The organism is Sinorhizobium sp. CCBAU 05631, from assembly GCF_002288505.1.
GTDB lineage: Bacteria > Pseudomonadota > Alphaproteobacteria > Rhizobiales > Rhizobiaceae > Sinorhizobium > Sinorhizobium fredii_C.
This window is the reverse complement of sequence record NZ_CP023064.1, coordinates 312100-324885: the sequence shown is the minus strand read 5'-3', so window position 1 is coordinate 324885 and position 12786 is coordinate 312100. Positions and strand designations below refer to the sequence as shown.

Below are 12786 nucleotides of genomic sequence, written 5' to 3'. Positions count from 1 at the left end.
CCCCTGTTTGCAAACGGCGGTGACGCCACCCCGCTCGCGCGGAGTGGCTTGGGGGTAGTCAGAGTTCGGCCGGCAGGTCGGCGCCGAGCCACTTCTGCGCAATGGCGTTCAGGCTGCCGTCGGTCTTGGCGGCGGCGATGATGCCGTTGACCTTTTCGAGCAGCGCCGGCTGTTCCTTGGAAAGTCCGATATAGCAGGGCGAGTTCTTGATCAGAAATTTGAGTTCCGGGCGCTTCGGCGGGTTCTTGGCAAGGATCGCCGCGGCGACGACGTTGCCGGTCGCGACAGCCTCGACCTGGCCCGAAAGGAAGGCCGAAATCGTGCCGTTATTGTCCTCGTAACGCTTGATGACGGTATCGGACGGCGCGACCTTGGTCAGTTCCAGATCCTCGACGGCGCCGCGGGTGACGCCGATGGTCTTGCCGGCAAGCTCTTCTGGCTTCGTGGCGGCAAAATCGGCCGGGGCGAAGACGCCGTTATAGAAAGGCGCGTACGCCGCCGTGAAGTCGATGACCTTTTCGCGGTCCGGGTTCTTGCCGAGGCTCGAAATGACGAGATCGACCTTGTTGGTCTGCAGATAGGGGATGCGGTTGGCGCTGGTCACCGGCACCAGCTCGACCTCCACGCCGAGTTTCTCGGCAATCAGATTGGCCATGTCGATATCGTAGCCGACCGGCGCCATTTCCGGGCCGACGCTGCCGAAGGGCGGAAAATCCTGCGGCACGGCGACGCGGATCGTGCCGCGGGCGGTGATGTCGCCGAGTGCATCGGCCTGCGCCATGGAGCCGAAGCCGATCGCGGCGACCATTGCCGCCATGGCGACGAAAACTCTTCTTGAAAGCATTGGGTCATTCTCCTCTGTTGATGTCATGGTTTGGCTTTTCGGGGTGTGCATTTGACGACGCGGCCGCATTCTGCGGCGGCAGCGAAAGGGAGTGCCGAAGATCGGCGAGCGGATCGGGGCGACGAGTGAGGTCGAGCCCCGTTTCCACCTCGTCCAGATGCTCGACGGAGAGCTCCGCCGCCTTGGAAAAATTCCCCTCCTCCATCGCCGCGACGATGCGGCAATGGCCGAGATGCGACTGCATGGCGTGGAAATCGGATTGATAGAGCAAGGAGATCAGGATGGTGCGCGCCGTCAGGTCCCGCAGGATCTCGACAAGGATAGTATTGCCGGCAAGTTCGGCGATGCGGATGTGGAAGTCGCCCATCAGGCAGGTGAGACGCTGCCGGTCGCCGGCGGCAATTGCCAGCTTTTCCTCGGCCAGATGCGCACGAAGCTTGTCGCGGCCGCTTTGCGTCAGCGCCTCCATGCTGCGCAGCAGCCCCGCCTCGATGACCCGCCGCGCCGCATAGACCATCATCGCCTCCTCGGCCGAGGGTTCGACGACGAACCAGCCGCGCCGCGGGCTGACCTTGACGATGCCGCGCTGCTCGAGCCGCATCATCGCTTCGCGCACCCTGGTGCGGGAAACACTGAAAAGGCTCGCGACCTCGCTCTCACCGAGCCGCGTTCCGGGGCGAATGCGGGCCGAAAGAATACCGGAGACGATGGCTTCGCCTATCTCGTTTTGATCGTTCTGTTGTGGCGACAAATCTTGCATACAAGACAGGCTTGCAAGCCTTGTGCCAAGAGCGTCACGTGTTCTTTATCAATGGCTTGCGTAGCTGCCGCTGGTCTCAATGGCGATCAAAATCGCCACGTGCTCATTTTTTCATCAAAGCTTTGGTGTTCTCGATAGTGCCGCGAAAGCTAGCGGCGCGTTCGGTGCCTATGGGAGTTCCGACTGGGTCAGCTTCATGAAAGGAGCGGCTACCGCGAGTCGTCTCCCCGCAAGCAAACCCTAGGGAGATTTCGGCTGGAGGATGGACCTGCCCCAAAAGGCAACTTGCGAACGCCGAAGCCACAAGTTTAGCAGTTGATGCGGAGCCCAATCTCCCCCTTATGAGGAAGATGTTCGGCAGGGCAGAGGGGGTGCCTCGGTCGCTGGGGTTAGACAGTCTCTCTCGCGGGGGACGCTCCTTTGGCCAAAGTCTCTACCGGAGAGCGGGGGAATGGACAATCTCTCGCGCTAACGGTGTCAATCTCTTCGTAACGACGAGGAGATTTGCACATGACCGCTATTTTTGCGCGCACCGCCTTCCACGAAGCCTTGAAACACCTGAGCGACCGGCAGTTGCTGCGGGAGCTCGCCTATGTCGGCGGGCGCTGGGTGGCCGCGCGCAACGGCAAGTGCCTCGAAGTGAGCGATCCCGCGAGTGGTGCCGCTCTCGCCTTCGTCGCTTCCTTGGATGCGACGCAGGCCTCCGAAGCGGTCGCTGCGGCGGAGAAGGCGTCCAAGTCGTGGCGCGACATGCTCCCGCAGCAACGCGCCACGATCCTGCGCAGGTGGCACGAACTGATGCTCGCGGCCCGCGAAGACCTGGCCCTGTTGATGACGCTCGAGCAGGGCAAGCCGCTTGCCGAGTCGCGCGGCGAGATCGACTACGCCGCTTCCTTCCTCGAGTGGTATGCCGAGGAGGGCAAGCGTCTCAATGCCGAAAGCGTGACGAGCCATCTCGCCGGCGCCGAGATGATCGTCCGCCGTGAGGCACTCGGTGTCGTCGGCATCGTCACGCCCTGGAACTTTCCTTCCGCCATGATCACCCGCAAGGCGGCTGCAGCGCTCGCGGCCGGCTGCACCGTCGTGGCGCATCCCTCTTCCGAGACCCCGCTTTCCGCTCTTGCCCTCGCCGAACTCGGCGAACGCGCCGGCCTGCCCGCCGGTGTCTTCAACGTCGTCACCGGCAATGCGGCGACGGTTGTCGGGCGCCTGTGCGAAGACGCACGCGTCCGTGCCGTGAGCTTCACCGGCTCGACCGAGATCGGCCGGCTGATCGCGGGCCAATGCGCGCCGACGATGAAGCGACTGGTGATGGAGCTCGGCGGTCATGCGCCGCTGATCGTCTTTGCCGATGCGAATGTGGAGAAGGCGGCGGATATCGCCATCGCCGCGAAGTTCGCGACCTCAGGACAGGACTGCCTTGCCGCCAACCGCCTCTATGTCGAGCGGCCGATCCTCAAAGCCTTCCAGGAGGCTTTCGCCGCCCGCATGGCGCGCCTGAAGGTTGGAGCCGGGCTCGAGCCGGGCGCCGAGATCGGCCCGCTGATGCATGAGCGCGCCGTCGCCAAGGTCGAGGAGCAGGTCGCCGACGCGCTAAGACGCGGCGCCGGGCTTGCCGCCGGCGGCAAGCGCCACCCGGCGGGGCCGCTGTTCTTCGAACCGACGCTGCTCACCAATGTGCCGGACGAGGCGCTGATCATGCGCGAGGAAACCTTCGGCCCGGTCGCCGCCGTCACCGCCTTCGATAGCGAGGACGAGGTAATCGCCCGGGCGAACGACACGGAATACGGCCTCGTCGCCTATGTCGTCACCGAAAACGGCGCCCGCCAGATGCGGCTCGCCCGCGCGCTCGAATACGGCATGGTGGCGATCAACCGAGTGAAGATCACCGGCGGGCCGATCCCCTTCGGCGGCTGGAAACAGTCCGGTCTTGGCCGCGAGGGCTCTCGCCACGGGATGGAGGCCTTCACCGAGCTCAAATATTTCTGCATCGACACCGCCGCCTGATCGGATTGACGAAAGGAACGACCATGCTCGAAAGAAGCAACGAACTCAGCGCCTGGGACCGCGACCACTTCTTCCATCCCTCGACCCACATGGGAACGCATGCGCGCGGCGAGAGCCCGACGCGCGTCATCGGCGGCGGCGAAGGAGTTTACATCACCGATATCGGCGGCAAGCGCAGCCTCGATGCCTTCGCCGGACTTTATTGCGTCAATGTCGGCTACGGCCGCCAGAAGATCGCCGAGGCGATCGCGAGCCAAGCAAAGAACCTCGCCTATTACCACGCCTATGTCGGCCACGGCACGGAAGCGTCGATAAGGCTTTCGAAGATGATCATCGATCGCGCGCCGGAAGGCATGAGCCGCGTCTATTTTGGCCTCTCGGGTTCGGATGCCAACGAAACCAACATCAAACTAATCTGGTACTACAACAACATTCTCGGCCGGACGGAGAAGAAGAAGATCATCTCGCGCTGGCGCGGCTATCACGGCTCGGGTGTGATGACCGGCTCTCTGACCGGTCTGCATCTCTTCCACAATGCCTTCGACCTGCCGCGTGCGCCGATCCTGCACACCGAGGCGCCCTACTACTTCCGCCGCCCCGACCGCTCCATGAGCGAGGAACAGTTCTCGGACTATTGCGCAGAGAAGCTGGAGGAGATGATCCTCGCCGAAGGGCCCGACACCGTTGCTGCCTTCATCGGCGAACCGATTCTCGGCACCGGCGGCATCGTGCCGCCGCCGAAGGGCTATTGGCAGAAGATTCAGGCGGTGCTTGAGAAATACGACATCCTGCTCGTTGCCGACGAGGTCGTGACCGGTTTCGGCCGTCTCGGCACCATGTTCGGTTCCGATCACTACGGCATCAAGCCGGACCTGATCACCATCGCCAAAGGCCTGACCTCGGCCTATGCGCCGCTTTCCGGCACGATCGTCTCCGACAAGGTCTGGCAGGTGCTGGTGAAGGGTTCGGACGAGCTCGGCGCCATCGGTCACGGCTGGACCTATTCGGCTCACCCGATTTGTGCTGCCGCCGGCATCGCCAATCTCGAGCTGATCGACGAGCTCGGCATCGTCGAGAATGCCGGTTCGACGGGCGCCTATTTCCGAGTCGAGCTGCAGAAGGCGGTCGGCGATCATCGCCATGTCGGCGAGGTGCGCGGCGACGGGCTGATGGCGGCGATCGAATTCGTCGAGGACCGGGACGACCGCAAGTTCTTCGATCCGGGCCGCAAGATCGGGCCGCAGGTGGCGGCAGCGCTCCTCGAACGCGGCGTCATTGGCCGCGCCATGCCGCAGGGCGACATTCTCGGCATTGCCCCGCCGCTCTGCCTGACGCGCGAGGAGGCCGACATCGTCGTCAAGGCGGCGGCCGACGCGATCCAATCCGTGCTCGGCCGCTGAAGGAGAAGGCCCATGATGCATTCCGTTCCGAAGACCATGGCGGCAGTGCTGCTCACCGGCCACGGCGGGTTGGACAAGCTCGTTTATAGCCGGGACGTCCCAGTCCCGGCTCCAGCTCCTGGAGAGGTGCTGATCAAGGTCAGGGCCTGCGGCATGAACAACACCGACGTCTGGGTGCGCGAGGGCGCCTATGGCACCGAGGAGGATCCCGGCGCCGTCTCCACCTGGAGGCGGCACGGCAACACGCTCACCTTCCCGCGCATCCAGGGCACCGACACGGTCGGGCATATCGTCGCCGTCGGTGAGGGCGTCGACAAGGCCCGCATTGGCCAACGCGTCATGGTCGATTTCTCGATCTACAACCGCGACGACGATAGTCTGGCCGACATCGACTATATGGGCCACGGCCGTGACGGCGGCTATGCCGAGTACATGGCGCTGCCGGCCGAGAACGCTCATGTGCTGGCAACCGACCTGACGGATGTCGAACTCGCCACCTTCTGCTGCGCCTATCTGACCGGCGAACGCATGCTGGAACGGGCGCGGCTTGCGGCCGGCGAACGCGTCCTGGTCACCGGCGCCTCCGGCGGCGTCGGCTCGGCGATCATCCAGCTCGCCCGCGCCCGCGGCGCCGTTCCGATCGCGGTTGCCGGTCCGGGCAAGGAAGCCGCCATGCTCGACATCGGCGCCGAGGCGGTCGTCACCCGCGGCAGGGGCGATCTCTTCGAAGCCGTCAACGAAGCCGTGCACGGCGCGCCGATCGACGTCGTCGCGGATCTCGTCGGCGGTCCCCTCTTCAACGATCTGTTGAAAATCCTGCGTCCGGAGGGCCGCTACACGACGGCGGGCGCGATCGCCGGTCCGGTCGTCCAGCTTGATCTGAGAACCATGTATCTGAAGCAACTGGAGCTGCACGGTTCGAGCCAGGGCAGCCGCGCCGATTTCCGGAGGCTGGTCGGCTACATAGAAGAGAAGAAGATCCGCCCTCTTGTCGGCGGCGTCTATCCGCTGTCGGAATTTCATCGGGCGCAGAGGGACTTCATGGCGAAGAAATTCGTCGGCAAGCTGGTGGTCGTTCCGGATTGACGGACACCTGCCGGTCGACCCACGCCCAGATATTGCCTGTCAGGTCCCGCGCCACACTTCCGGTGCCGTTGAAATCCACCCTGCATTGCGTCAAAAATAGGCGGCGCCATCCTAAGTAAGTGCGAGGCAATGATCGGACCATTGTTCAGGAACGCCGGGCTCCCGGCCTACCATGAAGCAATGCTGTTCGTCCGCATGAAGCCTCAGCCGCGCCAGCCAAGCTTCGAAGCGACCTTCGAGGCGGCACGCGCATCATTCGGCAGCGGGCTTCAGGCCTTGTCCTTTTACGAGCGAGCGGGACTGGTGAAACGCGTTACGCCCGTATCACGGGAGTCTCCCCATTACGCCAGCCGGATGCTGGTGCGGCCAAGCCGTGACGGCAGCGCCAAGCCGGAACTGCTCGGGGTACCCGAAAACGAGGGGGACGGGTGGTCGGCACCTGCCCTGAACCTGAACGCCGCCATCGATTTGCGAACACCGGGCGGGGCCGCCAGCCTGGTCGAGTTGGTGAGTGACGTCGACTTGCGGCAACTTCAGTTGGCGCTCGCGGGAGATCCGACCGTTGCATCCGTGGCGCGGGTGCCGCTGCGCTATCTGGTGGCAAAATCGCCGCGAAAACCCGCTCGGCGCGCCTCCAAGGCAGCTCAACCCGGGGCTCGCGGGCGCATTGCGACGGAACCGCCGCCTGCCCATACGATGTGGAATCTCCGCAAAGTCCGATGGGACGAGGCCCGCAATCTAAGCGGCTTCGACGACGCAAGCAGGATCAAGGTCGCAGTGCTCGATACCGGTATCGACGCGGATCACCCGGACCTTAAAGACCAGATTGGTGGATATGTATACGAGCACCCCGATCTTCCGGCGGCGAGCTCGGCCCAGGATCTGGTCGGCCACGGCACGCATGTGGCAGGGACGATCGCGGCAACCATCAACAACGATCTCGGGATCAACGGAATATCGCGAGCCCAGATCCACGCCTGGAAGATTTTCGACGATCGCCCCGACCTGCTGACCTATCCTGACGGCACGGCGGAGTTCGCCTATTTCGTCGACCCGGTGATGTATCTGCGGGCGCTGCTCGACTGCGCCGATGCCGGCATTGACGTCGTCAACCTCTCGATCGGCGGCGGCGGCGCGCCCGACCCGACGGAGAGTGCAGCCTTCGAGGCGCTGCTTGCCAATGGAACGACCGTCGTTGCTGCGATGGGGAACGAACGGCGCGACGGTAGTCCGATCTCCTATCCTGCGGCGATACCGGGCGTCATCGCCGTGGGCGCAACAAATCTTCAGGACCGGATCACCAGCTTTTCCAATCGCGGCAACCACATAACGATCACGGCCCCCGGCGACGCGATCTGGTCGACGCTGCCGACCTATCCCGGTCAGATGCGTTGGAAAGCGGAACGAGGGCCCGACGGGCGCTGGACGCAGGGAAAGCCGGATATACGCGAGACGGATTATGATGCATGGCCCGGAACGTCGATGGCATCTCCGCATGTCGCTGCCGCCGCGGCGCTTTATATTGCAAATGGTGGCGCAAGGGATCCCGCGGCGATCCGCGGCGCATTGGCTTCGAGCGCCGACAAGGTGCCGGCCATGAGCGGCCAAGACTTCACGCCCGATTTCGGCTATGGTCGTCTGAACTTGGAGCAGCTCATTGGCAGCATAGGCACCAGGGATTTCGGGCAATGACTGACATCATGTTCACGATCCGCGCCGGCGTTAGCGTCGAAGAGCGCGAACGCCTGTTGATCAGGATCCAAGCCATTCCGGGTGTCGAGCTCGCGGCCCCCGTCAAACGAGACAGCCGCAGCGAGGCCTTGCGGCGGATTCATTTCGCTCGTTTGAGAAGACATTCCGAAGCGACCGACTGCTTGTCGGCCATCCGAGACATGCCGGAGGTGGAGGACGCGAGCATACCCGCCCGGCGAGGTGGCGCCAACGGAGCGTAAGGTCCCGCTCCCGTTACGCCATTGGTGGTAGGCGGCGGCCTTTATTCCGCCCGCTTCTTAATTCTCTGTTAAGGAATACATTCCTTCGCGGAGATCTTGCCCATGGCAGTCGGCGCATCCCAACGTTTGCACGACGGCGTCGTGGCTGTCGAAACCATGACGCGCTTTGCGCTTGCGGTGCTGGCGCTCGCCTCCGGCGTCTATACCTATCTCGGCGTGCGCAGCATTCTCGACGGCTCGGCGACCGCTGTCTTCTTCGCGGCGATGATCTATTCGGCTTCGGTGTCCGTCGGAATCTACGCCTTCTGGACCTATATGGCCCGCTTCTATCCGCATGTGATCACCCATACGGGCCGGGCCGCGATGCTTGGCGTCATGGCTTTGGGCGCGGCCATGATCATCGCCATGTCGAGCTGGCTCAATGCGGCGGCACTGGCCGGATCGGCCGCGCTCGAACAGCATCTGGCGCAAACGGTGGAGGACTATACGGCCGACCTCGACCAGGCGCACCAGAACGCCCTTGCCGCCCAGAGCCTGCTGCCCGACATCCAGCGTGCCTCCGAACGCTTCGCCCAGCTTGCCGCCTCGGAGCGGCAGACGGGCGCGCTCACCGGCACGACGGGCTCGGGAAGCGTCGTGCAGCTTCTGTCGCAAATGTCGGCGCAGATGAAGGAACTCGAAAACGGCATCAACGCCTCGCGCGAACAGGTGACGACGCTGTTCAACGAGGGGCAGAAGCGGCTCGAGACGATGCGCATGCTAGTCTCCGCGCCGGGCGCGATCGAACCGCGTGCCGACCAGTTCTCCTCGGAAGTGGTGGCACTCACAGGCGTCATAGCCTCGCTGGGCCAGACCTCGATCGCGCCGTCGATCCGCCGCGCGGCTGACGACCTGTCGCTCGGCTTCATCGCCCCGGTGGCCGATGGCGGCGACGCCGATCTCGTCAACCGTCAGGACCAGGTGATGGAGACGGTGCGGGCTTCGGTGGCGGCGCAGTCCAAGGTGCTCTCCGAGGCGGCCGACGAAATCCTCGCCCGGGCGCCGGTGGCGGAGCGGCGCTTCGTCCCGCTCTCCTCCGCCGAAGCCGTGTTGCGCTATGCGGCCGATTTCATTCCGGCCTGGGCCGGAGCGATTTCCATCGACCTGCTGCCGGGCGTGCTGGTGTTCATTCTCGCTGCCGTGCACGGGGCGATCCGCAAACAGGAGGAGAAGCTGCCCTTTGCCGAGCGCATCACGGCGGCCGAGCTTCTGCAGGCGCTGGACGTGCAGCGAGCGGCAACGACGAACGGCACCAATCTCGGGGAAATAGTCAGGCACGCGGACGCCGAAAGCAAAGCGGAGGAAGCGCACAACATCACCAATCTCGACCCGAGAACGCGTCCAAAGGATCGCTCGCATGAGGATCGATGACACTTTCAAGGCGCTGATGCAGCTCGACGACGGCGTGCTGATGCGCGGCGCTTTCTACGCACTGCTCTCGGCTGCGGCAATCTTTCTGCTGATCGACGTGCGTGACCTTACGGCGATGAATGCCGAGCTGCCGGCCTTCGATCCGTTCCATGAGAACCGGCCCATCCTGCCGCCGGCGCTGACCGAAGGCGGGCCGACTCCGCACGTACAGCCCGCAAGCCCGGAGGACGTGCTGCGACGACCGATGACATTCGAACTCGCATCCGGCGGCGTCCTGCTCGCCGAGGGCACGATTGATCCCGGCGCAAGCGGACGTTTCGCCGAGGAGATTGCGGTGCGCTGCGAATATGTAAAGACGGTAGCGCTCAATTCTCCCGGCGGTTCGGTGGACGACGCCTTGGCGATTTCGAGCCTGATCCGCGAAAGGAAGCTTGGGACCAGGGTGGCGTCGAGAGCGCTCTGCGCCTCCTCCTGTCCCATCATCTTTGCTGGCGGCGTCAGCCGCATCGCCGACAAGGATGCCATCGTCGGCGTGCACCAGGTCTTCAATGGCGGCAGCGGCCGGCAAACGGCGGATGAAGCGATGTCTGCGGCACAATCCACCACGGCCCGGGTGAGCCGCCATCTCGACACGATGGGGATCGGCGCCGGCCTTTGGATCACCGCGCTCGAAACCCCGCCGGACCGGCTCTACTATCTGACATCCGCGGAAATGGCCAAGTTCAAGCTGACATCGCAGCCGCTCGCCACCGCCAGGAAGAAGGACGGGGCAGGATAACCTGCCTTTTCCCGAGGGAATACGGATTTGACAAAGTTTTGCCAAAGAGCGTCATCCTGGCCGTAGTATGGAGACTGACATGGCCACGATGAACGTATCTTTGCCCGACGCCATGGAGGACTGGGTGGAAGTACAAACGCGGACTGGCCGCTATGCGAACGCCAGTGACGATGTGCGCGATCTCATCCGTAGGGATCAAGAGCGGAATGACAAGATGGCCGCCATGCAGCGCTTAGTCGATGACGGGCTGAAAAGCGGCGCAGGAAATTGCTCACACAGGACGAGCTTTTCTCGGCGGCGCTAGCGCGGGCTGAAATTCCGCGCGACCCTAAGTAATTCGCTTGGTCGCCGACCAGTGTTTCCCGTGTCATTCGAGGAAAGCAAGGTCAGGAACCATCGTCTCCCATGGTCGTTGTCTCTTCGAAAGGAGACCGCCATGCCGAAGCAAGATCCTATACCCGCACCCGCCGAAACGCCGAGAGAGCCGCAAGGAATCCCCGGCCGGCCGGATCGCGGCCTTGAGAAGTCCCCCGATCCGCCGGTCAAGAAGCCGGAGGACACCAAAGACCCGACCGACCCGGCGCTTCTGCCGATCGGCGACCCGGCCGGAATGGCCTAGCTGATGCCGCCGATCCGGTTGCGGGAGATATAGATGCCTCCTTGAGAGGAGAGATCCGCATGCTGATCCGACGGTTGCCTGAAAAGCCGGTGCCGGGCGCAATCATCGTCAAGCTCTACCGCTACCGCGACGAGATCAGGGGTTATGTACGTCAGGCCGTCGACCCGTCGGAGGACGACGTCATCTTCCCAGGCGAGGAAATGGAGCCGGAAGCCGCCTTCCGGCTTGCAAGGACCCATAGCGAGGGTGAGGCGCCGATCTATGTGGAGCTTGTCGAGGACGTTCAATGGGATCCCAGCTGGGGCACATTGATAAGCTAACCTGACCCGTTGACGTGAGAGACGAGTATGCTCGTCTCCCCACTCCCGATCCTATCCGGCAAAGCCTTCGCCACCTGCTTCGTCATGCGTGGCCGAGCGGCAAGGCGACGAAGCGCGTCACGCCGCCCGACTGGATGCGGAGCAGCGCGGCAACTTTGCCTTCCTTGCGGAGCGACACGAGATCGCGGCGGAAGTCGCTTGCGTTCGAAACCGCCTTGCCGCCGACGTCGAGAATGACGTCGCCCGCCTCAAGCCCATGTTGCGCCGCCGCTCCCTTCGGATCGATGGCGACGACGACCATGCCTGTTTCCGAGGCACTGACCACCTTGCTTGCCGGCGCAAGCAGCAGCCCGAAGTCCTGCTCGCTGCTAGGGGCAGCACCGCCGCCGCTTGCCGCCTCCACCGGCGCCGGCCGGTCCTCCGGCATTGTGGCGAGTGTCAAGGTGACGTCCTTTGCCGCGCCATCGCGAAGGATGCTCACCGTGACGGAGGTGCCCGGAGCCATCGCGCCCACTTTCTGAGCCAGTTCACGCGGGTCATTGATCGTCGCCCCGCCGACCGCCATGATGAGATCGCCGGACCGGATACCAGCCCTGCCGGCCGGACCGGCCGGATCCGCCTCGTCGACGAGCGCGCCCTTAGCCTCCTTCAGGCCGAGGCCTTCGGCGATATCGGGAGTGACCTGCTGCTCCTTGATGCCGAGCCAGCCGCGCGTCACATGGCCCTTGTCCTTCAACTCGGCGATGACGGCTTTTGCCGTGTCGGCCGGGATGTCGAAGCCGATGCCGACTGAGCCGCCGGAGGGCGAGAAGATCGCCGTGTTGACGCCGATCACATCGCCGTTGACGTCGAAGGCCGGCCCGCCGGAATTGCCCCGATTGATCGGCGCATCGATCTGGATGAAGTCGTCATAGGGACCGGCGCCGATGTCGCGGCCTTCGGCCGAAACGATCCCGGCGGTAACCGTGCCGCCGAGGCCATAGGGATTGCCGATCGCGATCACCCAGTTGCCGACACGCGGCCGCTGATCGGCAAAGCGCACATGCGGGAGATCGCGGCCGTCGACCTTGATCAAGGCAAGGTCGGTCTTCGGATCGGTGCCGACGACTTTCGCCTCGTAGCTGCGGCCGTCGCTGGTCATCACCTCGAGGGAATGGGCATGGTCGACGACGTGATTGTTGGTCACTGCATAGCCGTCGGCGGAGATGAAGAAGCCCGAGCCCTCGCCCATGAGGGGACCCTGCCCGTCATCGGGATCGGCAGTGCCATCGTCATCCTGCGCTGCGGCCTGTTGCTGCGCCGCGTCGATCTCGACGCGCACCGAGATGACCGCCGGCTTCACCTGGGCGACGATGTCGGCAAAGTCGCCGGGCTCCGCCGCCGATGGCCGCTGCACGGCATTCGGAGCCGCCCGCACGGTCGAGCTCTGGTTGTGCGTTGCGTGCATGGCAACAGGTTCCGCGACGAGAGCGGCGAGGCTGAGCGCGGAAACGGAGGACAGAGCCGCCAGCACGGCGGTCAAGCGGCCCGCGCGCGAGCCCTTTTGTTCTGAAGAGTTGGCCATGGCGTGTCTCCTTCTAAAATCCGGAGGTTTGATACGCGGCGACGGT

The 12786-nt window shown here is 64.1% G+C and carries 12 protein-coding genes and 1 pseudogene; 10 read left to right on the top strand and 3 right to left on the bottom strand.

Annotation, left to right across the window (positions count from 1 at the left end; genetic code table 11):
- Window positions 1–58 precede the first annotated feature (58 nt).
- Both SS05631_RS21100 and SS05631_RS21095 read right to left on the bottom strand, forming a co-directional pair.
- Window positions 59–844, bottom strand: coding sequence for a transporter substrate-binding domain-containing protein (locus SS05631_RS21100; RefSeq protein WP_037418777.1), 786 nt, complete (start codon window positions 842–844; stop codon window positions 59–61).
- 4 nt (window positions 845–848) lie between these two features.
- Window positions 849–1604 (bottom strand): GntR family transcriptional regulator, encoded by a 756-nt coding sequence (locus SS05631_RS21095; protein WP_037418773.1) that lies wholly within the window; start codon window positions 1602–1604, stop codon window positions 849–851.
- A 510-nt stretch (window positions 1605–2114) separates the two neighbouring features.
- Between SS05631_RS21095 and SS05631_RS21090 the strand changes: the two genes are divergently transcribed.
- From SS05631_RS21090 to SS05631_RS21045, 10 genes and pseudogenes are all read left to right on the top strand, one after another.
- Entirely contained in the window at window positions 2115–3611 is a 1497-nt protein-coding gene (locus SS05631_RS21090; RefSeq protein WP_037418772.1) for an NAD-dependent succinate-semialdehyde dehydrogenase, read from the top strand.
- A 23-nt stretch (window positions 3612–3634) separates the two neighbouring features.
- Window positions 3635–5011, top strand: a complete 1377-nt coding sequence (locus SS05631_RS21085) for an aspartate aminotransferase family protein (protein ID WP_037418769.1) — start codon at window positions 3635–3637, stop codon at window positions 5009–5011.
- Between the two features lie 12 nt (window positions 5012–5023).
- Window positions 5024–6097: an alcohol dehydrogenase family protein gene (locus SS05631_RS21080; RefSeq protein ID WP_037418766.1), complete on the top strand. Its 1074-nt coding sequence runs from the start codon at window positions 5024–5026 to the stop codon at window positions 6095–6097.
- Window positions 6098–6229: 132 nt separating this feature from the next.
- Window positions 6230–7789 carry a S8 family serine peptidase gene (locus tag SS05631_RS21075; RefSeq protein ID WP_037418857.1) on the top strand — a complete coding sequence of 520 codons (1560 nt, stop codon included), beginning with the start codon at window positions 6230–6232 and terminating at the stop codon, window positions 7787–7789.
- The gene (locus tag SS05631_RS21070) at window positions 7786–8049 is read left to right on the top strand and encodes a hypothetical protein (protein WP_037418762.1); all 264 of its coding nucleotides are present in this window, start codon (window positions 7786–7788) and stop codon (window positions 8047–8049) included. Before SS05631_RS21075 ends, SS05631_RS21070 begins: the two co-directional genes overlap by 4 nt.
- A gap of 102 nt (window positions 8050–8151) precedes the next feature.
- Window positions 8152–9459 carry a hypothetical protein gene (locus tag SS05631_RS21065; protein ID WP_037418758.1) on the top strand — a complete coding sequence of 436 codons (1308 nt, stop codon included), beginning with the start codon at window positions 8152–8154 and terminating at the stop codon, window positions 9457–9459.
- Complete coding sequence (locus SS05631_RS21060; RefSeq protein ID WP_037418755.1) at window positions 9446–10237, top strand: ATP-dependent Clp protease proteolytic subunit; 792 nt, start codon at window positions 9446–9448, stop codon at window positions 10235–10237. Before SS05631_RS21065 ends, SS05631_RS21060 begins: the two co-directional genes overlap by 14 nt.
- Window positions 10238–10316: 79 nt before the next feature.
- Window positions 10317–10573: pseudogene (locus tag SS05631_RS21055) on the top strand (type II toxin-antitoxin system ParD family antitoxin).
- 100 nt (window positions 10574–10673) lie between these two features.
- The gene (locus SS05631_RS21050) at window positions 10674–10856 is read left to right on the top strand and encodes a hypothetical protein (protein ID WP_037418750.1); all 183 of its coding nucleotides are present in this window, start codon (window positions 10674–10676) and stop codon (window positions 10854–10856) included.
- Between the two features lie 59 nt (window positions 10857–10915).
- Window positions 10916–11176 carry a hypothetical protein gene (locus tag SS05631_RS21045; protein WP_037418747.1) on the top strand — a complete coding sequence of 87 codons (261 nt, stop codon included), beginning with the start codon at window positions 10916–10918 and terminating at the stop codon, window positions 11174–11176.
- A gap of 82 nt (window positions 11177–11258) precedes the next feature.
- Here the strand turns inward: SS05631_RS21045 and SS05631_RS21040 are convergent, their stop codons facing one another.
- Window positions 11259–12740: a trypsin-like peptidase domain-containing protein gene (locus SS05631_RS21040; protein ID WP_037418744.1), complete on the bottom strand. Its 1482-nt coding sequence runs from the start codon at window positions 12738–12740 to the stop codon at window positions 11259–11261.
- Window positions 12741–12786: the final 46 nt, after the last annotated feature.

What these genes read in the sequence shown, in the direction of transcription:
- SS05631_RS21100 (WP_037418777.1), bottom strand. Translation starts at nt 844, where the DNA reads ATGCTTTCAAGAAGAGTTTTCGTCGCCATGGCGGCAATGGTCGCCGCG.
- SS05631_RS21095 (WP_037418773.1), bottom strand. Translation starts at nt 1,604, where the DNA reads ATGCAAGATTTGTCGCCACAACAGAACGATCAAAACGAGATAGGCGAA.
- SS05631_RS21090 (WP_037418772.1), top strand. Translation starts at nt 2,115, where the DNA reads ATGACCGCTATTTTTGCGCGCACCGCCTTCCACGAAGCCTTGAAACAC.
- SS05631_RS21085 (WP_037418769.1), top strand. Translation starts at nt 3,635, where the DNA reads ATGCTCGAAAGAAGCAACGAACTCAGCGCCTGGGACCGCGACCACTTC.
- SS05631_RS21080 (WP_037418766.1), top strand. Translation starts at nt 5,024, where the DNA reads ATGATGCATTCCGTTCCGAAGACCATGGCGGCAGTGCTGCTCACCGGC.
- SS05631_RS21070 (WP_037418762.1), top strand. Translation starts at nt 7,786, where the DNA reads ATGACTGACATCATGTTCACGATCCGCGCCGGCGTTAGCGTCGAAGAG.
- SS05631_RS21065 (WP_037418758.1), top strand. Translation starts at nt 8,152, where the DNA reads ATGGCAGTCGGCGCATCCCAACGTTTGCACGACGGCGTCGTGGCTGTC.
- SS05631_RS21060 (WP_037418755.1), top strand. Translation starts at nt 9,446, where the DNA reads ATGAGGATCGATGACACTTTCAAGGCGCTGATGCAGCTCGACGACGGC.
- SS05631_RS21050 (WP_037418750.1), top strand. Translation starts at nt 10,674, where the DNA reads ATGCCGAAGCAAGATCCTATACCCGCACCCGCCGAAACGCCGAGAGAG.
- SS05631_RS21045 (WP_037418747.1), top strand. Translation starts at nt 10,916, where the DNA reads ATGCTGATCCGACGGTTGCCTGAAAAGCCGGTGCCGGGCGCAATCATC.
- SS05631_RS21040 (WP_037418744.1), bottom strand. Translation starts at nt 12,740, where the DNA reads ATGGCCAACTCTTCAGAACAAAAGGGCTCGCGCGCGGGCCGCTTGACC.